Consider the following 25,133-nt stretch of genomic DNA (forward strand, 5'->3'; position numbering starts at 1 on the left):
GAGTAGCGATGCGACAGATAAAGAAGATAGCCGTGATCGGGGCAACAGGCCGTCTCGGTACGCCGGTCGTCGTGGAACTGGCCAAAACCTTCGAGGTACGGGCAATCGTTCGCGCGCCGGACAAGGCGAGGATCAGACTCCCGGCCAATGTAGAGATCGTCCAAGGGGATCTTCGGGACATTCCAGGCTTACGCGCCGGCCTCGATGGAATGGACGCGATCTACATCAATCTCGCTACCGAGACGGTGGACCTGAACCTGCCCTTCTACGAAGAACGGGAAGGCATAAAGAACCTGATAGCCGCCACCGAAGGGCTGGACATTCAGTACATCGCGAAGATCGGGGCGCTTGGCGCCTATCCTCCGGCGCTCCCGACGATCCGAAACAACATGGTCCCGAACCTCATCAGGATGGAGGGGCACGATATCATCGCGGCGTCCGGCATCCCGCACACTTTTTTTGCACCGACCCATTTCCTGGAGTTGCTGCCAAACATGATCGACAAGAACGCGCTTCAATGGATCGGAAACACCAGCGTGAAGGTCTATTGGATCAGCGCGGCCGACTATGGGCGACAAGTGGTCAGGGCCTTTCAGCGTCCCGAAACGATGCCGGAACACTGCCCTATCCAGGGACCTGAAGCCGTCACCGTCAAACAGGCGATGGAGCAATTCGTCCAGCACTACGAACCTGCTCTGAAAATCCGGATCGCCCCCCTATGGGTGATCAGGGTCCTCGGCCTCTTCAGCCCGCGGATCAAGTTCGTCGGACATCTGTTCGCCTATTTCGGGAGCCATGAAGACCCCTTCTATGCAGACCAGACCTGGCGAGATCTCGGCAAACCGAAGACAAGCGTCGAAATGTTCGCGAGAGGCCTACGCCAATCCCCGACGGCCATATGAAGAACGACTTGACTCCCTTTGCCGAACCGAGTGGATTCGACGATTGGGCACACGCCCGGGGCACATCTGCTCGTCACTCGTCGGTGCTTGCGTGTCGCAGTATCGCCCGTGCAGTCCAGCGCACAGTCTGCAGGATTTCTTCGAGTTCGAGGTGCCAGATGTCCTTCAGCACGAGAAAGACTTCGGTGCCGTAAACGAGGGACAGCGCATACAGTACACGCTGGAAACGCTCCTCTCCGAGTTTGTCGCGTAACGGGCTCGCTGCAGAACTGAGCAGTTTGATACGATGTCCGCGCACGAGTGGTTCCTCGTTGCCGCCTTTGCCCGCACGGATCTGAGCACCCTGCTGCAGCGAGACCAGTATGGCCGCACGCAGTTGCACCTCGTATTCTTCCATGCGCGGATAGGCGTGGAGCAACAGTTCGTCGACGCGAGTGACCGCGTCTGCCGATTCGGACTTCCATTCGAGAATCGGCCCGAGGCTCTCATCGACCACCGCCGCGACGAGCGCGCTTTGCGTCGGGAAGTATCGGTATGCCGTGGCGCGCGACACCTCTGCCGCCTCCGCGAGTTCGGCCACGGACGGCGTCTGGCCACTCGCCATCATCTCCATTGCCTTTGCAAGCAGCGCGCGCCGCATGCGAGCACGCGGTCCGCGCTGGGCTGTCTCGGCGTTTTCTTCCACTAGCGGGCTTATCGGCTGGACGGTGGTGCGTCGGTCCTGACTCATTGTTTACCCTGAATTTTCAGAAAAAGAGACATGGGTCTCATTGTAATCCTATAGACTCATTTCGAATCTGATGTCTTGTACTGTGAACTACGATCGCTACCGAGTCTACCGGCGCAGCAAACGACATGACAACACGCGATAAACAGATCTACCTGATCGGCACGTTTGACACCAAGGGTGCCGAGGCGATTTATCTACGCGATCAGATACGGCTCGCCGGCGCGCCGGTCGTCACCGTGGATGTCTCGACGACGCCAACTGGCGATGGTGCGGACATCCCCGCGCAGGTTGTCGCGCAGGCTCACGCTGGCGGTCCCTCCGCCGTCTTCACGGGGGACCGTGGCAGTTCGGTGGCGGCGATGATCGACGCGTTCAAACGGTTCCTCGCGAGCCGCGACGACGTGGGCGCCGTGATCGGCCTTGGCGGTTCCGGCGGAACCGCGCTCATCACCCCGGCAATGCGTTTGCTGCCGGTTGGTCTGCCCAAACTCATGGTGTCGACCATGGCGTCCGGCGATGTGTCCGCCTATGTCGGCCCGACCGATATCGCGATGATGCACCCCGTCACGGACATCGCCGGGCTAAACCGTATCTCGCGCCGCGTGCTGGCGAACGCGGCCGGGGCGATCACCGGCGCGTTCCGCCAGGCGCAAGGCTACCAGGAGCCATCCGATGCGCGCCCGGCGGTGGGCCTGACCATGTTCGGCGTCACGACAAGCTGTATCGGCCACGTGCGCGCGAGTCTTGAGCGGGACCACGACTGTCTGGTGTTTCACGCCACCGGCATCGGCGGAGCGTCGATGGAAAAGCTGCTCGATGGCGGCCTGCTGACCGGTCTGCTGGATCTCACGACGACCGAAGTTTGCGATCACCTTCTCGGCGGTATCCTGGCTTGTACCGATGATCGCTTCGGCGCTGTCGCCCGGACGCGAGCGCCATACGTCGGCTCCTGTGGGGCCCTCGACATGGTGAACTTCGGCGCGCCCGACACGGTCCCGCCGCACTATCGCGGCCGCACGTTATACACGCATAACCCGCAGGTCACTCTTATGCGCACGACTGCCGACGAAAATTCGCGCATCGGTGCCTGGATAGGCGAGCGGCTAAACCGCTGCGAAGGCGACGTGCGCTTCCTTCTGCCCGAAGGCGGTGTATCGGCGCTGGACGCGCCCGGTCAACCGTTCCACGATCCCGAGGCCGATGCCGCACTCTTCGAGGCTCTCGAACGCACCGTATCGCAGACAGCGCATCGCCAGTTGTTACGCGTGCCCTATCACATCAATGACCCACAGTTCGCCGAGCTGGCTGTCCGGCTCTTTCGCGAACTGCCCCAACCCGAGGATCGAAACCTTGCCACGTTTTGAACGCAGCGAACTCTTGCAGAAATTTCAGTCGATGGTATCCGCTCGCCAGCCCATTGTGGGCGGCGGCGCCGGTACCGGTTTGTCCGCCAAATGCGAGGAAGCCGGCGGGATAAACCTGATCGTGATCTACAACTCGGGGCGTTACCGCATGGCGGGCCGCGGTTCGCTGGCTGGCGTGCTCGCGTATGGCAACGCGAACGAGATCGTGATGGACATGGCGCGCGAAGTACTGCCGGTAGTCCGGAATACCCCTGTGATAGCAGGCGTAAACGGCACGGATCCCTTCTGCAACTTTGACGCCTTCCTCGACGACGTGCGGCGCGTAGGCTTTTCCGGCGTGCAGAACTTCCCGACGGTGGGCCTGATTGACGGTGTCTTTCGCGCCAATCTCGAAGAAACCGGCATGGGCTATGCGCTGGAAGTGGAGATGATCCGCCTCGCGCATGCCAAAGGATTGTTCACTACGCCCTATGTATTCGACCCCGACCAGGCCGTCGCGATGACGAAGGCAGGCGCCGATATCCTCGTTGCTCACATGGGACTGACGACGGGAGGGACGGTCGGCGCCGAGACCGCCATGACGCTGGATGACTGCGTGAGCATGATCGACCGCATCGCCGAAGCCGCGCTGCAAATTCGCGACGACATCATTGTCCTTTGCCACGGCGGCCCGATTGCGATGCCGCAGGACGCCCAGTACGTACTGCGTGCCTGTAAGGTCTGTCACGGTTTCTACGGCGCCAGTTCCATGGAACGGCTGCCCGCCGAACAGGCCCTGACTGCGCAGACGCAAGCGTTCAAGCAACTGAGCTTCTAGCCTACCGGCCTTGTTCAGCCTCCCTTTGCGAGATCAACCATGTCTAACACCGTTTATATCAGCGACGTCATCAATGCTCCCATCGAAGCCGTGTGGTCGATCATGCGCGACTTCAACGGGATGCCCAGTTATCACCCCGGCATCATCCGCAGTGAGATGGAAGCCGGGGCACAAGGCGATTCCATCGGCGGCGTACGGCGGCTGACGCTCGGGCCCGACGCATACGTGCGCGAGCAGTTGCTGATGCTCGACGACCTTGCCTATGCGTTCAGCTACAAGATCATCGAAGGAACGCTGCCGGTACGCGACTACGTGGCCGGCGTGCGTCTGTCGCGCGTGACGGCCGGATCGCGGACCTTCGCCGAGTGGTGGGCGGATTTCGAAGTGACTGGCGGCGCCGATCGCGTGCAGTGGATCGAACAGATCGGCAATAACGTGTTCGGCGCCGGCTTTGCTGCCGTTGCTGCCAGGCTGAGCGCAGCGTGACTGCCCGCCTGCTCGTCAATGTCGCGCTCAACGGGCTGACCCTGGCCGCGCTTTATTTTATCGTCGCGAGCGGTTTCTCGATTGTCTTTGGACTGCTGCGCACGGTCAACATGGCGCATGGGGCGCTCTACCTGCTCGGCGCCTATATCGGCTACGACGTCGCGGCGGCGCACGGATGGTGGTGGGGCTTACTTGCCGCGGCCGTCGCGGTCGGCTTGCTTGGCGCCGCGATGCAGAAGTGGCTGCTCGACCGCATGCAAGGTCAGGATCTTCGTCAGGCGCTCGTGACGATCGGGCTCTCGATCGTTCTAGGCGATCTGCTGCTCGCACGCTATGGCGGTCTCACCTTTCAGTTCGATCCGCCCGATGCGCTTTACGGTAGCGTGCGGCTGCCGGCGGATCTAGGCGGCTACCCTACCTTCCGGCTGTTCCTGATCGGCGTGGCACTGGCGGTCGGTCTCGGCTTGTGGCTCCTCATGTACCGGACCAGGCTCGGCATGGCGATCCGGGCCGGTGTCGATGATCGCGCGATGCTGTCAGCGATGGGTTTCAACGTACCGCGACTGTTCATCCTTGTGTTCGCTCTGGGCGCGGCGATGGCTGGGCTAGCGGGGGTGATTGGAGGCTCAGCGCTATCGGTCGCGCCAGGAGAGGACGCGCGGTATCTGATGTCGTCGCTGGTCGTGGTCATTGTCGGCGGTATGGGCAGTTTGGGAGGCGCGGCACTGGGGGCGCTACTGGTGGCTTATGCCGAGCAGATCGGACTCGTGCTGTTTCCGCACTACGCGATTCTGCTCACGTTCGTCATCATGATCGCGGTACTCGCCGTGCGGCCGCGGGGGCTCCTCGGCCGGACATAAGTCTCGCCCGACTACGGCGGGTCTGCCGAAAGACCGGATAGCACTCGTTCAGGACAACGGCGCGCGGCGCCTGCGGAGTACTACTAATGAAGAATAGACGCTCGCTGCGCTGGCTCGTGATAGCTGCGCTGGTGCTCGCGCCGCTTGTGTTGCCGGCGTTCTGGCTGCAGAACATCGTCGCCAGGGCCGCGGTGTTCGGCATCATCGCGTTATCGCTGAGCTTTCTGAACACCTATGGCGGCATGGTGTCGATGGCCCAGATGGCGGCAGGGGGACTCGCTGCCTACGCTATGGCGTACACGTCGGTCAACGGCAGCGGCCTGGGTGTGCCACTTCCCTGGCCTCTGGCCCTCGTGATCGCACTCATCGTCGGGACCGTGTTCGGCGCACTGACGGGATGGATCGCATCTCGCACGCGAGACGTGTACCTCCTCATGCTGACACTGGCTATTGGCATGGGCGTTTTTTCATTCGCTCAGCAGAACAATGAGTTGTTCAACGCCTTCGACGGCATCAATGGGGTCGCCGCGCCCAGGATCGGCCACCTCTCGTTGAATGCACCCATTCCCTTTTATGTATTGAGCGTCGGGGGGGCGTGGCTGCTCCTCGTCCTGGTAAGCCATGTCGTTCGCACGCCATTCGGCCTTGCGTTGCAGGGCCTTCGCGACAGTGACCGGCGCCTCGCCGCACTCGGCTACCGGGTGACGCTGCATAAGGTCGCTGCCTTCGCCCTGGCCGGATTCATGGCTTCCGTCGGTGGTGTCCTGATGCTCTGGTACCAAGGGCAAATCGCGCCCGGCTCCGTTGGCCTCGCCGCAGCGACCAACATTCTGGTCATTGCCGTGCTGGGCGGCCTGCGGCGCCCAGCCGGCGCTTTCGCGGGCGCACTCGTCTTCGTCCTGCTGCAAACCTTCGCGACAGACCTGTTCTTTCGCGATCGCTATAACACGCTCATTGGCGCCGTCTTTCTGTTGGTGGTGCTCTTTCTTCCATCCGGCGTATTAGGGCTGACAGACCTGGTTTCCTGGCTACGCCGCGCCATCCGGACGCGTCAGGCCGGCGAACAATCATCAGGCATTCCCTGATTCATTCACCAAAACCAAAAATCATGAGACAAATGAAAATGCTTAACCAAACCTCTTTTAGCAAGAGCGCGCTTGCAATCGCTGCGGTATCGGGCGCCTTGCTTGCCACTCCGGCGTGGGCGCAGGTCAAGATTGGCGTGCTGGCCACGCTGGAAGGCCCATTTGCGTCGCCTGGACAGGACAGCGTCCGCGGGGTCCAGCTGGCGCTCGACGATGTCAAATCGACCGCTGGCGGCAAAAGCATCACGATGATCGTCGAAGGCACCAACGCAGAACCCGATGTGGTCGTGGCCAAGGCGCGCAAACTGGTCGAACAGGACAAGGTCGACGTGATCATCGGCCCGCTCTCGGGCAGCGAAGGTATCGCCATCAAGAACTACTCGAAGTCCGTGCCGGGTGTCACCTTCATCAATGGATCGTCGGCGGCTGAAGACACCACACTGCGCGATCCGTCGCCGAACTTCTTCCGCTTCATGGGCGATGGCACGCAGTGGATGGCCGGCCTTGGCAGCTATGCGTACGACGTCAAAAAATACCATCGTGTTGCCATTGTCTCGGAGGACTACTCTTTCCCCTATTCGCAGGTGAACGGCTTCATGCAGGAATTCTGCGCAAAGGGCGGTAAGGTACCCGCGAAGCTTTGGGTACCGTTGGGCACGAAAGACTACAGCAGCGTGATCGCCCAGTTGCCCAGCGACGTGGATGCCGTATTCGTCGTGCTTGGCGGCTCTGACGCCGTGACGTTCATGTCGCAGTACAACCAGGCCGGCGGCCAGGCGCATATGATGGGCGGATCGATCACGGTCGACCAGAGCGTGCTTTCGGCACGTGGGCCGTTCCGCAAGCAGATCATCGGCATGCTGAGCTCCGGCCCGACCGCAGACAACAACAACTCACCGGAGTGGAAGTCCTTTGTCGCGGACTATCGAAAGAAATTCCCTAAGGGTCTGCAATCACCATCGCTGTTCGCCAACAACTACTACACGGCCACCAAAGCGATGACACTTGCGCTCGACCAGGTGCACGGAGATCTGTCCGACCATCAGGCGGCGTTCCGCAAGGCCCTCTCGAACCTCACGGTGGACTCCCCTAGCGGTGAGGTCAAGCTGGATGGCAACCGTCAAGGGATCGTGGACGTCTACCTGACCGAAGTCGATCAAAACGCCCAAGGGCAGCTTTTCAACAAGCTGGTGAAAGTGACGAAGGGCGTCAATCAGACGTTGGGTCAGCCGCGCGAGGCCTATCTCGCCAAAGGTGAAGCCGGCCGGAACAATCCGTCCTGCCCATGATGGTCAGCCATTCGCTACATGGGCCGACAGTAGCGCTGGAGGTCCAGGAACTAGGCATGCGCTTTGGGGCCGTGACGGCCATCGACAACGTTTCGTTGGTAGTGCGGACCGGCGAGCGCCATGTGCTGCTTGGAACCAATGGCGCTGGTAAAACCACGCTGTTCAATGCAATTTCCGGCGACTTGCGTGCCACCTCGGGAACGATCCGTCTGTTCGGCGATGACATCACCCAACTGCCGTCCTGGCAACGGGCGCGGCGGGGGGTTGCACGCACTTACCAGAGTTCCCTGCTGTTTGGCGGACTGACCGTCCAGGAGAATCTGTATGTCGCCCTGCGGGGAGTCTCCGCCGGCCGATTTTCGCTTCGACGTGAAGGTCCCGCTTCGTTGCATTGGCAGCGCGCACGGGCACTCGCAGAGCGCGTCGGGCTGGCCTCGCGATTCACGGACGGAGTGGCTTCGCTCTCACACGGGCAGCAGCGTCAACTGGAGATCGGCATGGCTCTCTCGGGCGACCCACGTTTGCTGCTGCTGGATGAACCCGCAGCGGGTTTGTCTCCCGCGGAGCGCCAGTTGCTCATCGAGTTGATCGAGGGCCTGCCGTCCTCGCTGACCATCGTGCTGATCGAGCACGACATGGATGTAGCTTTGCGGCTAGCGCATCAAGTCACCGTGATGAAGGACGGACAGCTCGTGGCGCAAGGCGATCCGTCCAGCATCCGCGGGAATGTACAGGTGCAGCGTATTTACTTTGGCGACGGACTTGGGGCAACTCATGAATGAAGAGACAGTCCCGGCGGACCTGAAGGTGCGAGGTTTGCAGGTACACATCGGCAAAAGTCACGTGCTTCAGGGCGTGGATCTGGACGTGACGCGTGCGCCCCTCGCTCTGGTCGGACGAAACGGTATGGGCAAGAGCACGTTGTGTAACGCCATCATCGGGTTGCAGGACATCTCAGGTGGCTCGATTCAGTGGCGCGGCGAAGAGCTTCGCGGGCGCCGTCCGCATGAGATCAGCAGCGGGGGCATCGGATTTGTGCCGCAGGGCCGCCGGGTATTCCGTTCCTTGACCGTCGACGAGCATATGCGGCTTTTTGCGTCACGAATCGTCGAAAAGGGCACAGGGTGGACCATGGAGCGGGTCTACGACGCATTTCCACGTCTCGCGGAGCGGCGCCGCAACCGCGGTCATGAACTGTCGGGCGGCGAACAGCAGATGCTAGCTATTGGCCGCGCCCTCCTGCGAAACCCGCGGCTACTGGTGCTCGATGAACCCTCGGAGGGGCTCGCTCCCGCTATCATCGGACAGCTTGTCGAGCTGCTGCGCAAAGTTAACGCCGAAGGCATAAGCATTCTGCTTGTTGAGCAGAATCTCGGCATGGCCCTGGCGGTGGCAGACTCGGTTGCCATCATGACGGCCGGGCGCATCGCACTAACATTGACGGCGGCGGCCCTGAAAGCGGACAGCGGCTTACAGCAGCAGTATCTAGGCGTAGGTGCCGCGATACATTAGGCACCGATTGTCCTTTTCCGTCCCCGCGTGGGCGACGGTCTTGCTAGAGGCGGTGACACAAGGCAGCCGCTCAGACGAGCCCTTGACCCACGTGAGCGGCGGCTCGCCACCCGGATGCGTGCCATAACTGCACACAAAGGACTGCGGGACGTGGGCTGGCTGTCGCAGGCCCAGGCGCATGCTTCACACTAAATCGGTACGCGCGCGGCGGTAATCGATGAGAAGCAGCAATGTGAACATCGGATCGACGCGTAAGGCGAATGGCGCTTCAGGGCCGGCCCTGCTTTGCCGGACGTTCCGCGCGATCATCTGGAACACCTCATGTCGCGAGTCGTGATGTCGCTGGCGCGCGTGGCCGCCAACTACCTCTGCGCGCTCGGACTCAAGAATACCCCCGCACCTACTGGCTGGAATACCGTCTTATTCAATAAATAAGGCTTCCTTATGTATCGGAGCCGGCTCGGCTTCACCGGCTGTCCGTGCCAGAACCGTCTTTCCACAGCCATTCGAGTGCTTCGGCCAGGGTTTGCGCTTCGGTGGCTTCGTCGACATGACCGGCATTGCGGGAGAAGACGAATTGGTAGTGGTAGCCCTTGGCCGCGAGGACGCGGGCCATGTCTTCGTTGGCCGCGGTCCAGTCATGCATGCCATCGGCAACTGGGCCGACCGGATAAAAGAGATCGCGATCGCCTGCCTCGAACCAATACCGGATTGGCTTGCGCGGCGAATTCGGAATCAGCGGGATGCCATTGGACGCGCTTGAAGGCGTCACATTATTTCCCGACACGGTGAGGTTCGGCTTGAGCGGCCCCGGCCACTCATCATGGTACTGCCAGGCGCCGCCTGGAAGTGCCGTGTCGTGCGGCCATTGCTGGTTCACCATCGTTGGCGAGTAGCCAAGCACGCGGTGATAAAGATCGGGACGGAACCAGGCCATGGTAAAGGCGGCAGCGGCACTGGAGCTGAAGCCCATCGTCGCACGACGATCGGGATCCTTCGTCAACCGAACATGCGCATTCTGTTCGACGCGGGGCAACACCTCCTGCTCCACCCATTCGGCGTAGGTGCCGGACACGGTGTCATATTCGCGGCCCCGTTCGCTGCCCTGCGCGTCCTGCCCACCGGCGCCTATGCCGATGGCCACCATCGGTGGCAGCTTGTGCGCGTGAATGAGGTTGTCCAGCACGTTGAACAGCATCTGCTCCTTGAAGAAGCTGTGCCTGCCGCCATCACCGTACACGATGAATGGCGCTGCCGTGCCCGCGACGTAACCGGCCGGCACATAGACGTCGACCTCGCGAGTCCAACTGCCAGGATGGCTCGCGGGCACCAGAAGATCGGATTTGTCGCCAGGAGCGGTCGAAGCGGAATTCACCGCCGAATTCTTGCAGTCGAGCATATCGTCACGAACCATCCCGGGCCGGTAGATGACGCTATCTGCCGAGGTCATGATGAAGGTATGGACCGTGCCGTGCGGCACATTGGCCTGAGCAACAGTCTCTGGCGACGGACGATGCGTCGGACCGATGATGAAGTTGCCGTCGCTATCGATCGACGGAACCGCCCCATCGGGCAATTCTGCCGCTTTCGGATAATTCGGATTGTGCGGGTCGCGAGTAGGCGGAGTGGTCTTCAGATCGAGCCCCGTCGTATCGATGAAGAACGGTGCCTTCGGATCGGTTGTGTTGCCACCAGCCGGAACCGACGCATTGGGCGGTACGCAGGTGGTATCGGCGGCGATGGCCGGCATCGCGGCAGCCGTCGAGAGTAGTGCTAACACGAGAACAGTCTGTGCCGTGGTCATCTGCAATCGCCTCCTTCTTCGGGCACCGGCCCGGTTCCGTTTTTGGACGAAGTGATTCATACATTAGTCGTATGCGGGTGACAACGTCAAGTCTGGTATACGGGCAGTTGATCGGCCCTTCACAGACCGAACGCACCCTCGCTGGTCGAGCCTTCCGAGTTATCGGGGCTCGTGCGCCGCGTGTCCGCTACGGGTCTCTGACAAGTAGCTGACACGCGGCGTGCCATCACAGACATCTTCGAGTTCAATCACCGCTGCTACGGATATCGATGGGTACGGGCGGCCGCGCGATCCGGCCGCGTCCGTCAACCGCCGAACATCAATGCGGCAATGCCGGAATCATCCAGCTCAATACGTGCTGCTGCAGGAACACGAGCATGCCGAGCAACAGCGTCAGGAACACGCTGTGCCAGAACGTTCGGGCGAACACCACGCCCTCCTGCCCCTTCAGGTCCGTCGTCGCGACGCCCGTTGCGATGTTCTGCGGCGAGATCATCTTGCCCATCACACCGCCCGACGAGTTGGTCGCCGCCATCAGCACCGGATCGAGGCCGAGTTGCTTAGCCGCCACGACCTGCAGGTTGCCGAACAGGGCGTTGCCCGAGGTGTCACTGCCCGACAGGAACACCGCGATCCAGCCGAGCGACGCGGACACGAGCGGGAACATCGCACCAGCCGAGGCGACGCCCATCCCGAGCGTGTAGCTCATCCCCGAGTAGTTGAGCAGGTACGCGAGCGCGACGATCATCATCACGGTGGCAATCGCGATACGCGTCTGCTTCCAGGTCTGCGCGACGCAGGCGAAGAAGCCGCTGACGCCGACGCGCGTCCAGAGCGCCGTGAGCACCGCGGCGACGAGGATCGCCGTGCCGGTGCCGAGTGGCTGGAACGTCCAGACCGCCGCATAGGATTTGTGATAGAGCGTCATGTACACGGCATTGTGCAGACCGGGCCACTGAATGTTCGCCTGACCGATCGACGCGACGTTCGCGTGAACCCAGACGATCACGATAATCGACACGAGGATCCACGGCATCCAGCCACCGTAGCCGACGCGGTCCGCGTGATTCGTCGCGCGCTTCGAGCTGCGTGCGAGCGCAAACGCCGGATCCGGCTCCGGCTTCCAGAACTTCAGGAAGACGATCGTGATGATCAGCGACGTCATCGAGGCAAGGACGTCCGTCAGCTGGTAGCCGAGGAAGTTCGACGTGATGAACTGCGCAAGTGCGAAGCTGCCGCCCGAAACCACGAGTGCGGGCCAAAGTTTGCCGATAGAGCGAATGCCACCATAGATGCCGACGACATAGAACGGCAGCAGGAATGCGAAAAACGGCAACTGGCGGCCCACCATCGCGGCGAGCGTCTCGGCAGGCAGCGACGTGACGGCGCCGAGCACCGTGATCGGCACGCCGAGCGCGCCGAAAGCGACAGGCGCCGTGTTGAAGATCAGCGTGAAGGTCAGCGCTTCGAGCGCCGGGAAGCCGAGCCCGATCAGCAGCGCGCTCGTGATCGCGACCGGCGTGCCGAACCCGGAAATCCCTTCGAGCAGACAGCCGAACGAGAACGCGACGACAAGCAGCACGAGACGCCGGTCATCGGGCAGGTGGTCCAGCATCCATTGACGGAACTGGTCGAAGCGTCCCGATTTCACTGCGATGTTGTACAGCAGCAATGCGTTGACGACGATCCACATCACCGGGACCAGCGCGAGTGTCATGCCGGCAGCAACGGAGTCAAACGCGAGACCGACCGGCATGCCCCAGGCGGCGACCGCGATCACGAGGCCGGACACAAGTCCTCCGAGCGACGCCTGCCAGGCCGGCCGGCGTAAGAACCCGAGCATCACGAGCGCGACGGCGATCGGGATAGCTGCGACGACAAACGAAAGGGCGAGCGAGTTACCCACCGGAGTCAGCGGCTGGGCAAACAACGTACCGGCAGGTAGCTGCAATTCAGTGTTCATCTAGTCTCCATTTTTCCCATAGACGGGATTTATTTCCGCAACGCCGTCGAGATCGAGGCAAAAGCCGCACCCTGCATGCGCGGTCCTTCGTCGAAGCGACAAAAAAAAGCGGGCGCCGTAGCGCCCGCCTGAAACGATCAGCCTGCTGGCTGGTGCTGCTTGAATGCGAGTCTGTATTGATGCAGCAGCGGCTCGGTGTAGCCGCTCGGCTGCTCCTTGCCTTCGAACACGAGTGCGCACGCGGCCTTGAACGCGAAGGACGCATCGAAGTTCGGCGCCATCGGAAGGTAGTTCGCGTCACCGGCGTTCTGCTGGTCAACCACGGCGGCCATCCGGCGGAACACGTCGAGCACGAACTCGCGCGTGATGACGCCGTGATGCAGCCAGTTCGCGATGTGCTGGCTCGAAATGCGCAGCGTCGCGCGGTCTTCCATCAGGCCGATGTTATTGATGTCGGGCACCTTGGAGCATCCGATACCTTGTTCGACCCAGCGCACGACGTAGCCGAGAATGCCCTGCGCGTTGTTCTCGACCTCGCGGCGGATTTCCTCGTCGCTCCACTGGGTGCGCTCGACGACAGGTACCGTGAGCAGCTCGTCGAGAAGCGCTTCACGCTCTTGCGCGTAGTCGATCCGTTCGAGTTCCTGCTGGACGGCCTGCACATCGACGTCGTGATAGTGCATCGCGTGCAGCGTCGCCGCGGTCGGGGACGGCACCCACGCCGTATTCGCGCCTGCGCGCGGATGCGCGATCTTCTGTTCGAGCATTGCGTGCATCAGGTCCGGCATCGCCCACATGCCCTTGCCGATCTGCGCGCGCCCGCGAAGCCCGGCGGACAGGCCGGCGAGCACGTTGCTGCGCTCGTAAGCGCCGATCCACGCGGACGCCTTCATGTCGCCCTTGCGGAGCATCGGGCCCGCTTCCATCGCGGTATGCATTTCGTCGCCGGTGCGATCCAGGAAGCCGGTGTTGATGAACGCCACGCGCGAGGCTGCAGCCGCGATGCACGCCGACAGGTTGACGCTCGTGCGACGCTCCTCGTCCATGATGCCCATCTTGATCGTGTCGCGCCCCACACCGAGCAAGTCTTCGATGCGCGAGAACAGATCGGCGGCGAATGCCACTTCGACCGGGCCGTGCATCTTCGGCTTCACGATGTAGATCGAGCCCTCGCGCGAGTTACGCCTGGCTTTCAGGTCGTGCATCGAGCAGAGCGTCGTCACAACGCCGTCGAGGATGCCTTCCGGGATCTCGTTGCCGTCGCGGTCGAGCACCGCGCCCGTCGTCATTAGGTGGCCGACGTTGCGCACGAAGAGAAGCGAGCGGCCAGGCAGCGTCAGCGTCGAGCCGTCCGGCGCGCGGTACTCGCGATCGGCGTTCAGACGCCGCGTGAACGTGCGGGCGCCCTTCGCGACCTCCTCAGTCAGCGTGCCCTGCATCAAACCGAGCCAGTTGCGGTAGAACTCGACCTTGTCGCTCGCGTCGACGGCCGCCACCGAATCCTCGCAGTCGATGATGGTGGTGAGCGCCGCTTCGAGAATCACGTCCTTCACGTGGGCCGGATCGCTCGCACCGATCGGCGTCGATGTATCGATCTGAATCTCGATGTGCAGGCCGTGGTGCTTGAGCAGGATCGCGCTCGGCGCACTGGCGTCGCCTTGGTAGCCGACGAACTGCGCTGGGTCAGCGAGTTGCATCGTGCCCGACGCAGTCGTAACAGACAGCTTGCCGCCCTCCACCGTGTAGCCCGCCGCGGCGCGATGCGAGCCGCTCGCGAGCGGCACGGCGCGATCGAGGAAGTCACGCGCGTACGCGATCACGCGCTCGCCGCGCACCGGGTTGTACGCGCCATCGCGCGTCGCGCCGCCGTCTTCGGGCAGCGCATCGGTACCATACAGCGCGTCATACAGACTGCCCCAGCGCGCGTTCGCCGCGTTAAGCGCGTAGCGGGCGTTCGACAACGGCACGACGAGCTGCGGACCGGCCTGCGAAGCAATCTCGTTGTCGACGTTCGTGGTGGTCGCAGCAACGCGCTCAGGCGCAGGTACGATATAGCCGAGTTGGGTCAGAAACTCTCGATAGGCGCGCATGTCTCGCACCGGTCCCGGATTCGCGCGATGCCATCCGTCGAGTTCCTTCTGCATCCGGTCGCGCTCGGCGAGCAGCACGCGGTTGCGCGGCGCGACTTCGTGCACGAGCGCCGAGAAGCCGTGCCAAAACACGCCAGTGTCAACGCCTGTACCCGGCAGTGCTTCCATTTCAATGAACCGGGCGAGCCCTTCGTCGACCTGAAGTCCGTAATGTTCGATCATTTCCCTACCTTTTCTTGCTTCCTGCCTGAACTAAGTAAGCTGCCGCACTCACGCGGCAATGCTGTTTGCGCCAGCCTTCGCGACCTGCGCGTCCTGGTCGGGCTTCACCCCGGAGACGCCGACGGCGCCAATCACCTGCCCATCGACGATGACCGGCACACCGCCTTCGAGCGTCGCCACGAGCGGTGCGCTCAGGAACGCAGTCCGGCCGCCGTTGATCATGTCCTCGTAGGCCTTCGACTCGCGTCGGCCAAGCGCGGCGGTGCGCGCCTTCTCCTGCGAGATGTACGAACTCACCGGCGCGGTGCCGTCGAGGCGCGCGAGCGCGAGCGGATGGCCGCCGTCGTCGACCACCGCGATCGCGACGGCCCAGCCATTGCGCTGCGCTTCGTCACGAGCGGCTTCGAGGATTCGGGTCGCTTCGGCAATGCCGAGTACGGGTCTCATCTGCATCTCAGTCTTTCTCCAGTATTGACCGGAGTCAGGTGTTTGCCCCTAACTCCGGCCACATCAAAAAGCGGTGCTATTCGGGTTGTAACAGCGAATCGACAAGCTCGACCCAGTGCACGACCTGAGCCCGGCCCGCGCTGTTCAGGTGCGTCTGGCAGCCGACGTTCGCCGTTACGATCGCGTCCGGACTGTCGGCTTCGAGTGAATCGAGCTTCCTGTCTCGCAATTGCCTTGCAATTTCCGGTTGCGTGAGCGAATAGGTGCCGGCCGAGCCGCAGCACAGGTGGGCGTTCGTTATGCTCGTCATGTCGAAGCCAAGGCGCGCGAGCACACCTTCGACTGCGCCGCCCAGGCGCTGTGCATGCTGCAGCGTGCACGGACAGTGGAACGCGATCCGTTGACCGGCGGCGGGCCTGAGCGTGTCGAGCGGCTCGGCGGAGATCACCTCGACGAGGTCGCGCGCAAGCGCGCTGACACGCCGAGCCTTCTCCGCGTACGCCTGATCGAAACGCAGCAGGTCGCCATATTCCTTGACGAACGCGCCACAGCCGCTCGCTGAAATCACGATCGCCTCAGCGCCCGCCTCGACGGCGGCCCACCACGCGTCGATGTTGTGCCTTGCGCGGTCGAGCCCGGCCTCCTGCGCGTTCAGGTGGTATTCGTTCGCGCCGCAGCAGCCTGCCTGAGGCGCTGGAGTCACACTAATCCCGAGCCGGTCGAGCACGCGCGCGGCGGCCGCGTTCGTGTTCGGCGCGAGCGACGGCTGCACACAGCCTTCGAGCATCAGCACACGGCGCGCATGCCGCGCATGCGGCCGGGGCCTTGCCTTCGGCGCCTGTGCCGGAATCTTGTCGCGCAGCGACTCGGGCAACAGTGCGCGCACCGCGCGGCCCGCGCCGAGCAGTGCGGCAAATGTGTTCGGCCGCGATACGGTGTGGCGCAGCCCAGCGCGCAGCCAGTGCTCGCGTAACGGCCGCGTCGTGCGGCGCTCGACTTCGGCGCGCCCGATGTCGAGCAGCGCGTGATAGCGCACGCCCGACGGACACGTCGTTTCGCAATTGCGGCAGCTCAGGCACCGGTCGAGATGCAGCTGCGTCTTTTTGGTGACAGGCTGCCCCTCGAGCACCTGCTTGATCAGATAAATGCGGCCGCGCGGCCCGTCGAGCTCGTTACCGAGCAACTGGTAAGTCGGGCAGGTCGCGTTACAGAACCCGCAGTGCACGCAGGCACGCAGGATCGATTCGGCCTCTTCCGCGCGCTTGAGAGACCGCGCTGCTTCACTCAGATTGGTTTGCATCGGATAAGGTATTCAGTGTCAGAGATCTGCGTAGAGTCTGCCCGGGTTGAGGATCCCCAGCGGGTCGAGCCGCGCCTTCAGGCGCTTGTGCAATCGCATCAGCGGCTCGGGGAGCGGCTGGAACGGCGTGTCCGTCACACGCGGCGTGAACGCGCTCGCGTGACCACCGAGTTCGCGTGCGATGCGGCGGACTTCGCTTGTATCGGCGTCGGTCTTCAACCAACGCTGCGCGCCTCCCCAGTCGAGGAGCACGTCGCCCGGCAATGCCGGATGCGGCGCATCGACGGCCACCGACAAGCGCCAGAGCGGGCGAGCATCCGCGAAGAACGGCAGCGTAAAGCCGCGCAATCTGGTCCAGAATCCTGCATCGCCCTCGACGCCGCCGATCGCCTCGCGCGCGGCGCGCACAAAGCCCACGCCGCCTTCGAGACGCAGTTGCAGAACGCCATCAGCGTGGCATGCGCCCGCGACGGGCAGGCCCTTCAGGCGCCAGTCGGCGAGCCGCTTGCGCGCAGCGTCCGGAGTCAGTTCGAGCGCGACGTAGCGCGTCTCGCGCGGTTTCGGCAGCACCTTGAACGACACTTCGGTCACTAGCCCGAGACAGCCGAAACTCCCCGCCATTAGCCGCGTCACGTCATAGCCGGCGACGTTCTTCATCACTTCTCCGCCGAAGCGCAGGTGCTTGCCGTCGCCCGTGATCACGCGGCAGCCGAGAGCGAAGTCGCGCACCGCGCCGACCCACGGACGCCGCGCACCGGACACGCCGCTCGCGAACACGCCGCCCATTGTGGCCGTACCGCCGAACGCGGGCGCTTCGAACGGCAGCATCTGGCCGGCGTCATCAAGCGCAGCTTCAGCATCGGTGAACGGCGTGCCTGCACGCACCGTCACGACGAGTTCGGTCGGGTCGTAATGAACGATGCCGCGATGGCTGCGCGTATCGATCTCAGTTGCGTCAACCACGCGTCCGAGAAATGCCTTACTGTCGCCGCCGCGAATTCGCAGCGGCGTGCGCGCGGCGCGCGCCGCCTCCACCTGCGCGATCAACGCGACGCTGTCGTCCATCGAATCCAGTTCGCGACGCATCAGAACCGCTCCAGTTCAGGAAAGGAAAGTTTGCCGTGGTGGACGTGCATCTTGCCGAATTCGGCGCAGCGATGCAGCGTCGGGATGTTCTTGCCGGGATTGAGAAGACGCGATGGATCGAATGCCGCCTTGATTGCGTGGAAATACTCGATCTCGTCGCTGTTGAACTGCACGCACATCTGATTGATCTTCTCGCGGCCAACGCCGTGCTCGCCCGTGATGCTGCCGCCCACCTCAACGCACAGTTCGAGGATCCGGCCACCGAGTGCCTCGGCGCGATCCATCTCGCCGGGCTTGTTTGCGTCGAAAAGGATCAGCGGATGCATGTTGCCGTCGCCTGCATGAAACACGTTGGCGACCTTCAGGCTGAATTCATCCGACAGTCTGGCGATCTCCTTCAGCACGCGTGGCAACTGGCGCCGCGGAATCGTGCCATCCATGCAGTAGTAGTCGGGCGAGATGCGGCCCACGGCCCCAAACGCGTTCTTGCGGCCCGCCCAAAACCGCTGCCGCTCGGCCTCGTCGCGCGCGACGCGCAGCTCCGTTGCACCGGCTTCCCGCAGCAGAGCGCCAACGCGTTCGGCGTCCTCCTCGACGTCGTCCTGAGATCCGTCCAGCTCGCAGAGCAGGATCGCCTCGGCATCGACCGGGTAGCCGGCGTGAACGAAATCCTCGGCCGCACGGATCGACAGGTTATCCATCATTTCGAGGCCGCCTGGAATCACGCCCGCGCCGATGATGTCCGCCACCGCCCCGCCCGCACACGCGACGTCATCGAAGCTCGCCATCAGCACCTTGACGCTCTGCGGCTTCGGCAGGAGCTTTACAGTCACCTCGACGACGACACCGAGCATCCCCTCCGAGCCCGTGAAGAGGGCGAGCAGATCGAAGCCAGGGCTGTCGAACGCATCGGCGCCGAGCGTGATCAGCTCGCCGTCGATCGTCAGCATGTCGAGCTTCAGGATGTTATGCACGGTGAGGCCATACTTGAGGCAGTGCACGCCGCCCGCGTTCTCGGCGATGTTGCCGCCGATCGAGCATGCGATCTGCGACGAAGGATCGGGCGCGTAATAGAGGCCGTGCTGTGCGACTGCCTGTGAAATGGCAAGATTGCGCACGCCGGGCTGTACGCGCGCGATGCACGCGTGCGGATCGACTTCGAGGATCCGGTTGAATTTCGCCATGACGAGCAGGATGCCCTTCTCGAGCGGCATTGCGCCGCCCGACAGGCCTGTTCCCGCACCGCGCGCCACGACCGGCACGCCACGCGCCGCTGCGATCTGCAGCACGGCGCGCACTTCGTAGACGGTTGACGGCAGGACGACGAGCAGAGGCACCGTTCGATAGGCGGCGAGGCCGTCGCATTCGAACGGCCGCAGATCCTCCAGCTCAGTCAGAATTTCCAGTTCGGGAGCGCCCGCCCGCAGTGCTGTCGCAAGATCTGCGCGGTCGACCGTCGGCAGCGGGCCGTCGATCTCTTCGTCATACATGAAGCTCATTGCCTTGTCCCGCTCTGCGCGCAGCGCAGAGCGCCCTATTGCCGAGAATGCAGCGATTCTCCGGGTGCCGGCGCGGCTGTCGAGTGCCAGCAGCGGTGGTAATACCAGTTTTTTCCAAAGGCACTGGACGTGGGCTATTGCACGACCTCAAAAGCCAATACAGACGGGAGTTCGTGCGAAAATTACCCCAGTCGCCCTAACGTGGTCATACCAGTATGAAAATGAATGCAGAAGCCGCTGTCGCGCGGCGTGTTGCCGATGTGGCGGCCGAGCGCATCGAGAAGCTGATCGTCGAAGGCATCCTCAGGGTCGGGCAAGCTCTGCCGTCCGAGCGGCGCCTCACGCAGAAGCTCGGCGTGTCACGCACAGCGTTGCGCGAGGGGATGAAGTTACTGCGCGCACGCGGCGTGATCGAGACAGTGCACGGCAAGGGATCATTCGTCGCCAACCTGACCGAGCAGGCACAGATCACGCCGATGATGCACTTGCTCGCGTCGCAGCCGCGCACGCTCTATGACCTCTTCGAGGTACGCGGGATGCTTGAGGCCGAGGCGGCCCGCCTCGCAGCACGGCGTGGAACCGAGGCCGATTTCATCCTGATCACGCGGCGCTATGAGGAAATGATCGCGCCCGATGCCCAGGACCTGCCGCCTGACGAGCGCGCGAAGCTCGACCACGCGTTTCATCGCGCGATCTGCGAGGCGTCGCACAACCCGATCCTCGTCAACACGCTTCAATCGCTGACGGACCTGCTGCTGAGCTCCGTCTTCGCCTCCGTCAACAATCTGTATCACCGCGCGCCACTCAAGAAGCAGATCGACCGGCAGCATGCCCGCCTCTACAACGTTGTCACCGGACGCCTGCCTGAGCAGGCGCGCAAGGCGGCGAGCGAGCATATCCGCAACGTCATCGACTATCTGCGCGAGATCGAGAATGAGGAGCAACGCCTCGTGCGGGCAACGCTTCGGCTCGAAGGGTGGAAGTAAGGGTGGACAATCGGTTCCGATACATGCGAATGACATCACGTCACGTATTGGCGCAGCCATCCGTCCTGAAAAAGATGTCTGCATCACCGGTTCATGCCCAGTTCAGCGCGTAAGACCTTCCTTACGCAATAAGGCTTCCCGCAGCGACCTCACGCTGTACAACGGGGAGGAGCACCTCGGTGAACGCTTCCGCATGGCGTGATAAAGGCCTGTCAAGGGAATGGAGCAACCGGCCGCTGATATGCGTGGTCGGTTTAAACGGCCTTACCGTCAGTCCGGCGGGAACACCGGCCTTCCGAGAGCCCGACCGCGCGCAGCGCCTTGACCAGGTTGTCCTTGTCGAACTCGTGGATGCCGGCGAAGTCGATCGTGCCGATGGCCGAACGCTCCTGCATCGTCGTCACGGGCTTGCCCTGTGCATCCGCAAGCGACGTGACGCACGAGCGCACCGCCACGCCATCGAGATGGACGGTGCACGCGCCGCATGCGCCCACGCCGCAACCGAACTTGGTGCCATGCAATCCCAACAGATCGCGCACCGCCCACAGCAGCGGCATGTTCGCGTCGGCGTCGACGTTGTGATGCACCCCATTGACAATCAGCTCCATCCGTTCACTCCTCGTTGTGGACGCGCTCGACAACTGCCCGCGTAGCCTGGTGATTCAGCTTACCTGCACCCGCCGTTCATGCTCTTGCCTGATACGCGTTGCACCATCCGGCGCCGCTCACCTGCTTTGCACCGAACAGTGAACAGAGCGCGTTGGCGTCGGATGGCTTGCCATGATAGTAGACGCAGTTTGCGCAATGCTGGTTATTGCTGTAATGCGGGTATTTCGTGCGGTCGACCTGGGCCGCATTGGCCTTGTAGCCAAGGCTCTGCGCCGCGGGATCGCTCTCCTGAAGCTGCAGCGGTGCAGCCCAGATTGAACTTCCGGTCATCGCTAGCGCGGCGGTGCCGACCGAATGAATGATGAAGGTGCGTCGACTGGTTCTCATGTTCAATACCTTTGTCATGCTACGAGCAAACGTTGAGGCGGCGCCACGAAAGTGCGATCGTCTGCCTGTGATCGAGCACCTAGCGCACGCCCAGCGCGAGCATGTCCATCACAAATACACGCCGACTAATGCCGACGTGCTCATCGGACACACAAGCGAGCCGATTATTTCAGCGGCACCCGACGATCACAAGAAGGCACCTGACGGTTTCATACTTTCTCCGCGGAAACTAATTGCTCCGGCGGCACTTGCGCACACGACAATGCGCAATGGAAAAAAACGATGGCCGGCGCTGATCGCATTGCCAGGCGCCCAGCAAAAAGACAAAAGATTGCCCATAATTGCCCGCACTCTTCGAACCACTGTTGGGACATTTGATGAAAGCAGTTTCGGGCACACCGCAGTCCCCGATCGCATTTCTGGCCGTGGCATTGGCGTTCGCTATCAATATGATGGGCACGACCTTGCCGACGGCGATCTATCGGTATTACCAGCAGCAGTACGGTTTCACATCAACTGTCATCACCGTGATCTACGCGTCGTACGCGCTCGGCGTGCTCGGTGCGCTGCTGGTGTTCGGCAACTGGTCCGATCAGCTGGGCCGTCGTCGCATGCTGATGGCGGGGTTGTGCGCGTCGGCCGCATCGTCGCTGACCTTTCTGGCCAGTGACGGGCTGGCTCTGCTGATGCTGGGCCGCCTGCTGTCGGGCCTTTCGGCTGGCATCTTCACCGGAACCGCCACTGTCGCCGTGATCGAACTCGCACCGCCTGCATGGCGCGGTAAAGCCATGCTTGCGGCGACCGCCTCCAATATGCTCGGGCTCGGTTGCGGGCCTTTGCTGAGCGGCATCCTGGTCGAGCTATTTCCATGGCCGACGCGGCTGCCCTACGTGGTGCATCTCGCGCTGGTCGGCATCGCCGCGCTCGCTGTTCTCAGCGTGCCGGAAACCGCCGCGACTCCCGCGCGGGTGAAGCTCGGCATCCAGAGAATCTCGCTTCCCGTCGAGGTACGTCGTGCGTTCATTCCTGCCGCGCTGGCGGGCTTTGCCGGTTTCGTCGTGGTGGGCTTCTTTGCGGCGGTCGCCCCTCAGCTGATTTCGGTCGTGCTCGGCATTCACGGCGGTATCCTGACCGGCTCGATCGTGTTCCTGCTGTTCGCATGCTCCGCTGTCGGGCAAATCGTGCAGACGATGATTGGTGCTCGCTGGCGGCAAGCGGTTGGCTGCATCGGACTCGTCGTGGGACTGGTCTGTGTGGGCCTGTGCGGTCCGCAACAATCGCTAGGCGCGCTTTTGCTCGGCACCGCTCTGGCGGGAATAGGACAAGGCATCAGCTTCCGCGCCGGGTTGGGCGAGATCGCGTCGGTGGCGCCCGCGCATCGGCGAGCTGAAGTCACGTCGAGCTATTTCGTCGTGCTTTATGTGGCGATCTCACTCCCGGTGATCGGCCTGGGTATCGCCGTGCAGCTCGCCGGCATTCAACACGCGACACTGCTATTTGTCGGCCTGACGATCGTCCTCGTGCTGATCGCGCTGCTCCTGCTGCTGCGCGGGCAGCTGTCTCAACCAGGTCCATCGACCGGCAAACTTCGCTCACCGATAACCCCTGGTCCCGTACCATCCGTACCACTTCCAGCTTGAAGCTGGCGTCAAATTGTCGGCGCCTTCTTGTCATCTATCGTTTTTCCTCGTCGATTCAGGATTGTCCTCCTATCGACCTGTCCGAGGAAATTAGACCACTACATGTTGCGTGCGCTTTCCTTGTGTACATGCTGTCGCCACTACCCCGGCGCAGCGACTGGCGGCACGGCTTCGCTCATCCATCCAGTCGTATCAGCCTTCCCCGAAAGGGTCGCCGGGTCGGCCTGCGCATCGGCATTTTCGAGGCTTGCTCAGCGTTCACTCACGTTACGGCCTGCACACTCGCGCTGTCACCAATTCGTGACACGCTTAACCGAAGGCTTCAGCCATTTCGTTACCTTCATGACTGCTCCGAATTAGAAAGGACTTTCCCCATCCCTTGGCGTAGATATGCCACGATGGTTGGTGCTGGCAATCCATCTGAGAAGGGGAAAGTCATGGACAAGATTACTCGTATCGGCGTCGATCTCGCCAAGAACCTGATCGTGGTACATGGAGTCGACTCAATGGAGCACGTGGCAGTCAGAAAGGCGATCCCAAGGCAGAAGTTTCTCGAATGGTTTGCCAATCTCGAGCCCTGCCTGGTGGCCATGGAAGCCTGCAGCGCGGCCCACTACCGGGGCCGAAAGCTACGCGCGCTCGGCCACGAAGTCCGCCTGATCGCCCCGCAGTTCGCCGCAGCCTACCGCAAAGGCGGCAAGCACGTGAAGAACGACCGGCTGGACGCAGAAGCCATCTGTGAAGCGGCGAGCCGCCCCCATATGCGTTTCGTCGCGCTGAAGACCGCTGACCAGCAGAACGTGCTGGTGCTGCACCGGATGCGCAGCGGCTTTGTCGAGGAACGTACGGCACTCGTCAACCGCCTGCGTGGAGAACTGTTTGAGTTCGGCGTGTTCCTCCCGCAAGGCATCGACGCGTTCCGTGGCCACTTCGTCGAAGCACTGGAGGACGGGACCACGGAGCTGGACGGTATCGCACGCGCCGCGCTCCTCGCAGGCTGGCATCACATCCAGGCCCTCGACGAGCAGATCGCGTGGTGTGACTCGCAGATTGCCGCGCGGGTCAAACATGACACCAACGCGCAACGGCTGATGGCCATCGTTGGCATCGGGCCGCTCACCGCGTCGGCCGCCGTCGCGACCGTCGGTGACGCGCGCGTGTTCAGGAACGGACGGCAATTCTCCGCCTGGCTTGGCTCTGTGCCCAAACAGGCCAGCAGTGGCGGTAAGACTCGGCTCGGCCACATCACCAAGCAGGGCAACACCTATCTGCGCACCCTGCTGTTCCAGGGTGCGCGCTCGGCCCTGACTAGCGCCCACCGGCGAACCGATCGGCTCTCGCGCTGGATCGTCCAGCTGCATGCACGGGTAGGCTGGTATCGAACGCTGGTGGCCATCGTCAACAAGCACGCGCGAATCCTCTGGGCGATCCTCGCCAAAGGCGAGCGCTTCGACACCTCCTATACCCCAATCCGTCCGTCGTGACTCATGAGCCGCACCACCACCCCTGAAACGCAGGAGACCAGCGTACGGCACCCCAAAGGGGCCACTCCCAACACAAGGACGCAATAGGCATGGATAGCGACAGGTCAGACCGGCAGCAGGCGAACTCGCGGAAGCTCCAGGCGACGCATCTCATGCGTGGCGCCGCGCTCCGGATGGAGTCCTGCTGCGCGGTTACTATCCGGGCCCGGGCACAGCACCGACAGTGCCCCAACAAGGCCGTTTATAGGTGTGCAGTCTGCCCCGCCGCCGATCCGCCATCGCGTCCGCCACAACATCGGAATCAATCAATGACCGAATGAACCCCAAGCTTGCAAAAAGGGGAACGTCCTTATAGGTTGCTTCCGGCTGGAGCGGTTGCCGGGCGGGACTTACACCCGCTGGAAAACGCCGCCTTTTCACGGCGCACACCCACAACTGCCATTCGGACTCCTGACGCCGCAATGACAGCTTCCGGGGGCGGATTCAACCGGTGGATGCAATAGTTTGCTGGAATCGTTCGGCTGGCGTTTCGTAGTCCAGCGTCTTTCTCGGGCGCTCGTTCAGCCGTCGC

21 protein-coding genes and 2 pseudogenes are annotated in these 25,133 nt (G+C 62.7%); 12 read left to right on the forward strand and 11 right to left on the reverse strand.

The annotated features are described in order from the left end of the window. The first annotated feature begins 8 nt into the window (after positions 1–8). Complete coding sequence (locus ACZ9H4_RS35355) at positions 9–902, forward strand: SDR family oxidoreductase (RefSeq protein ID WP_476122773.1); 894 nt, start codon at positions 9–11, stop codon at positions 900–902. Positions 903–975: 73 nt separating this feature from the next. Here ACZ9H4_RS35355 and ACZ9H4_RS35360 read toward each other — a convergent pair whose 3' ends face one another. Next, entirely contained in the window at positions 976–1,632 is a 657-nt protein-coding gene (locus tag ACZ9H4_RS35360) for a TetR/AcrR family transcriptional regulator (protein ID WP_476122775.1), read from the reverse strand. A 125-nt stretch (positions 1,633–1,757) separates the two neighbouring features. On the opposite strand from ACZ9H4_RS35360, the gene ACZ9H4_RS35365 reads away from it, so the two are divergent. The 8 genes from ACZ9H4_RS35365 (at position 1,758) to ACZ9H4_RS35400 (ending at position 9,045) form a co-directional block, all read left to right on the forward strand. Beyond that, positions 1,758–2,996 (forward strand): Tm-1-like ATP-binding domain-containing protein, encoded by a 1,239-nt coding sequence (locus tag ACZ9H4_RS35365; RefSeq protein ID WP_476122777.1) that lies wholly within the window; start codon positions 1,758–1,760, stop codon positions 2,994–2,996. Continuing rightward, positions 2,983–3,813, forward strand: a complete 831-nt coding sequence (locus ACZ9H4_RS35370) for a phosphoenolpyruvate hydrolase family protein (RefSeq protein ID WP_476122779.1) — start codon at positions 2,983–2,985, stop codon at positions 3,811–3,813. The genes ACZ9H4_RS35365 and ACZ9H4_RS35370 overlap by 14 nt, the downstream gene beginning before the upstream one ends. Positions 3,814–3,852: 39 nt before the next feature. Beyond that, positions 3,853–4,299 carry an SRPBCC family protein gene (locus tag ACZ9H4_RS35375; protein WP_408157657.1) on the forward strand — a complete coding sequence of 149 codons (447 nt, stop codon included), beginning with the start codon at positions 3,853–3,855 and terminating at the stop codon, positions 4,297–4,299. Next, positions 4,296–5,159 carry a branched-chain amino acid ABC transporter permease gene (locus ACZ9H4_RS35380; protein ID WP_476122781.1) on the forward strand — a complete coding sequence of 288 codons (864 nt, stop codon included), beginning with the start codon at positions 4,296–4,298 and terminating at the stop codon, positions 5,157–5,159. The genes ACZ9H4_RS35375 and ACZ9H4_RS35380 overlap by 4 nt, the downstream gene beginning before the upstream one ends. An 86-nt stretch (positions 5,160–5,245) precedes the next feature. After that, a complete protein-coding gene (locus ACZ9H4_RS35385) occupies positions 5,246–6,244 on the forward strand; it encodes a branched-chain amino acid ABC transporter permease (protein ID WP_476122783.1) in 999 nt (332 codons plus the stop codon). Between the two features lie 32 nt (positions 6,245–6,276). After that, entirely contained in the window at positions 6,277–7,533 is a 1,257-nt protein-coding gene (locus ACZ9H4_RS35390; RefSeq protein ID WP_476122785.1) for an ABC transporter substrate-binding protein, read from the forward strand. Between the two features lie 56 nt (positions 7,534–7,589). After that, the gene (locus ACZ9H4_RS35395; protein ID WP_408157649.1) at positions 7,590–8,315 is read left to right on the forward strand and encodes an ABC transporter ATP-binding protein; all 726 of its coding nucleotides are present in this window, start codon (positions 7,590–7,592) and stop codon (positions 8,313–8,315) included. Beyond that, on the forward strand, positions 8,308–9,045 hold the full coding sequence (locus tag ACZ9H4_RS35400; RefSeq protein ID WP_408157647.1) for an ABC transporter ATP-binding protein: 738 nt from the start codon (positions 8,308–8,310) through the stop codon (positions 9,043–9,045). The genes ACZ9H4_RS35395 and ACZ9H4_RS35400 overlap by 8 nt, the downstream gene beginning before the upstream one ends. 466 nt (positions 9,046–9,511) lie before the next feature. On the opposite strand, the gene ACZ9H4_RS35405 is transcribed toward ACZ9H4_RS35400, so the two are convergent. From ACZ9H4_RS35405 to glcD, 7 genes are all read right to left on the reverse strand, one after another. Further along, positions 9,512–10,849: an alpha/beta hydrolase gene (locus tag ACZ9H4_RS35405; RefSeq protein ID WP_476122787.1), complete on the reverse strand. Its 1,338-nt coding sequence runs from the start codon at positions 10,847–10,849 to the stop codon at positions 9,512–9,514. 319 nt (positions 10,850–11,168) lie between these two features. Next, positions 11,169–12,812, reverse strand: coding sequence for an L-lactate permease (locus ACZ9H4_RS35410; RefSeq protein WP_408157643.1), 1,644 nt, complete (start codon positions 12,810–12,812; stop codon positions 11,169–11,171). 137 nt (positions 12,813–12,949) lie between these two features. Then, entirely contained in the window at positions 12,950–15,124 is a 2,175-nt protein-coding gene (locus ACZ9H4_RS35415; RefSeq protein WP_476122790.1) for a malate synthase G, read from the reverse strand. A 48-nt stretch (positions 15,125–15,172) separates the two neighbouring features. Then, positions 15,173–15,577 (reverse strand): heme-binding protein, encoded by a 405-nt coding sequence (locus ACZ9H4_RS35420; RefSeq protein ID WP_476122792.1) that lies wholly within the window; start codon positions 15,575–15,577, stop codon positions 15,173–15,175. A gap of 70 nt (positions 15,578–15,647) precedes the next feature. Beyond that, a complete protein-coding gene (glcF, locus tag ACZ9H4_RS35425; RefSeq protein ID WP_476122794.1) occupies positions 15,648–16,871 on the reverse strand; it encodes a glycolate oxidase subunit GlcF in 1,224 nt (407 codons plus the stop codon). A gap of 18 nt (positions 16,872–16,889) precedes the next feature. Beyond that, complete coding sequence (gene glcE, locus ACZ9H4_RS35430; protein ID WP_476122796.1) at positions 16,890–17,957, reverse strand: glycolate oxidase subunit GlcE; 1,068 nt, start codon at positions 17,955–17,957, stop codon at positions 16,890–16,892. Further along, on the reverse strand, positions 17,957–19,456 hold the full coding sequence (gene glcD / locus ACZ9H4_RS35435) for a glycolate oxidase subunit GlcD (RefSeq protein ID WP_476122798.1): 1,500 nt from the start codon (positions 19,454–19,456) through the stop codon (positions 17,957–17,959). The genes glcE and glcD overlap by 1 nt, the downstream gene beginning before the upstream one ends. Positions 19,457–19,677: 221 nt before the next feature. Here glcD and glcC point away from each other — a divergent pair, with 221 nt between their 5' ends. After that, a complete protein-coding gene (gene glcC / locus ACZ9H4_RS35440; protein ID WP_408157672.1) occupies positions 19,678–20,442 on the forward strand; it encodes a transcriptional regulator GlcC in 765 nt (254 codons plus the stop codon). Positions 20,443–20,831: 389 nt separating this feature from the next. Here glcC and ACZ9H4_RS35445 read toward each other — a convergent pair. Together ACZ9H4_RS35445 and ACZ9H4_RS35450 are read right to left on the reverse strand one after the other, a co-directional pair. Further along, positions 20,832–21,050: pseudogene (locus tag ACZ9H4_RS35445) on the reverse strand ((2Fe-2S)-binding protein); the annotation flags it as partial. A gap of 76 nt (positions 21,051–21,126) precedes the next feature. Beyond that, a complete protein-coding gene (locus ACZ9H4_RS35450; RefSeq protein WP_476122800.1) occupies positions 21,127–21,438 on the reverse strand; it encodes a high-potential iron-sulfur protein in 312 nt (103 codons plus the stop codon). Between the two features lie 377 nt (positions 21,439–21,815). On the opposite strand from ACZ9H4_RS35450, the pseudogene ACZ9H4_RS35455 reads away from it, so the two are divergent. Next, a pseudogene (locus ACZ9H4_RS35455) lies at positions 21,816–22,859 on the forward strand (MFS transporter); the annotation flags it as partial. On the opposite strand, the gene ACZ9H4_RS35460 reads toward ACZ9H4_RS35455, so the two are convergent. Further along, positions 22,831–23,112 (reverse strand): transposase, encoded by a 282-nt coding sequence (locus ACZ9H4_RS35460; RefSeq protein ID WP_476122806.1) that lies wholly within the window; start codon positions 23,110–23,112, stop codon positions 22,831–22,833. The pseudogene ACZ9H4_RS35455 and the gene ACZ9H4_RS35460 overlap by 29 nt on opposite strands. A 403-nt stretch (positions 23,113–23,515) precedes the next feature. Between ACZ9H4_RS35460 and ACZ9H4_RS35465 the strand changes: the two genes are divergently transcribed. Beyond that, complete coding sequence (locus ACZ9H4_RS35465) at positions 23,516–24,562, forward strand: IS110 family RNA-guided transposase (protein WP_476122802.1); 1,047 nt, start codon at positions 23,516–23,518, stop codon at positions 24,560–24,562. Positions 24,563–25,133: the final 571 nt, after the last annotated feature.

This window comes from Paraburkholderia sp. TE9906, from assembly GCF_056279605.1.

Coding starts and splice junctions, on each gene's coding strand:
- ACZ9H4_RS35465 (WP_476122802.1), top strand. CDS start 23,516: ATGGACAAGATTACTCGTATCGGCGTCGATCTCGCCAAGAACCTGATC.
- ACZ9H4_RS35405 (WP_476122787.1), bottom strand. CDS start 10,849: ATGACCACGGCACAGACTGTTCTCGTGTTAGCACTACTCTCGACGGCT.
- ACZ9H4_RS35385 (WP_476122783.1), top strand. CDS start 5,246: ATGAAGAATAGACGCTCGCTGCGCTGGCTCGTGATAGCTGCGCTGGTG.
- glcE (WP_476122796.1), bottom strand. CDS start 17,957: ATGCGTCGCGAACTGGATTCGATGGACGACAGCGTCGCGTTGATCGCG.
- ACZ9H4_RS35355 (WP_476122773.1), top strand. CDS start 9: ATGCGACAGATAAAGAAGATAGCCGTGATCGGGGCAACAGGCCGTCTC.
- glcD (WP_476122798.1), bottom strand. CDS start 19,456: ATGAGCTTCATGTATGACGAAGAGATCGACGGCCCGCTGCCGACGGTC.
- glcF (WP_476122794.1), bottom strand. CDS start 16,871: ATGCAAACCAATCTGAGTGAAGCAGCGCGGTCTCTCAAGCGCGCGGAA.
- ACZ9H4_RS35375 (WP_408157657.1), top strand. CDS start 3,853: ATGTCTAACACCGTTTATATCAGCGACGTCATCAATGCTCCCATCGAA.
- ACZ9H4_RS35390 (WP_476122785.1), top strand. CDS start 6,277: ATGAAAATGCTTAACCAAACCTCTTTTAGCAAGAGCGCGCTTGCAATC.
- ACZ9H4_RS35360 (WP_476122775.1), bottom strand. CDS start 1,632: ATGAGTCAGGACCGACGCACCACCGTCCAGCCGATAAGCCCGCTAGTG.
- ACZ9H4_RS35365 (WP_476122777.1), top strand. CDS start 1,758: ATGACAACACGCGATAAACAGATCTACCTGATCGGCACGTTTGACACC.
- ACZ9H4_RS35410 (WP_408157643.1), bottom strand. CDS start 12,812: ATGAACACTGAATTGCAGCTACCTGCCGGTACGTTGTTTGCCCAGCCG.
- ACZ9H4_RS35395 (WP_408157649.1), top strand. CDS start 7,590: ATGCGCTTTGGGGCCGTGACGGCCATCGACAACGTTTCGTTGGTAGTG.
- ACZ9H4_RS35400 (WP_408157647.1), top strand. CDS start 8,308: ATGAATGAAGAGACAGTCCCGGCGGACCTGAAGGTGCGAGGTTTGCAG.
- glcC (WP_408157672.1), top strand. CDS start 19,678: ATGAATGCAGAAGCCGCTGTCGCGCGGCGTGTTGCCGATGTGGCGGCC.
- ACZ9H4_RS35450 (WP_476122800.1), bottom strand. CDS start 21,438: ATGAGAACCAGTCGACGCACCTTCATCATTCATTCGGTCGGCACCGCC.
- ACZ9H4_RS35460 (WP_476122806.1), bottom strand. CDS start 23,112: ATGACAAGAAGGCGCCGACAATTTGACGCCAGCTTCAAGCTGGAAGTG.
- ACZ9H4_RS35420 (WP_476122792.1), bottom strand. CDS start 15,577: ATGCAGATGAGACCCGTACTCGGCATTGCCGAAGCGACCCGAATCCTC.
- ACZ9H4_RS35415 (WP_476122790.1), bottom strand. CDS start 15,124: ATGATCGAACATTACGGACTTCAGGTCGACGAAGGGCTCGCCCGGTTC.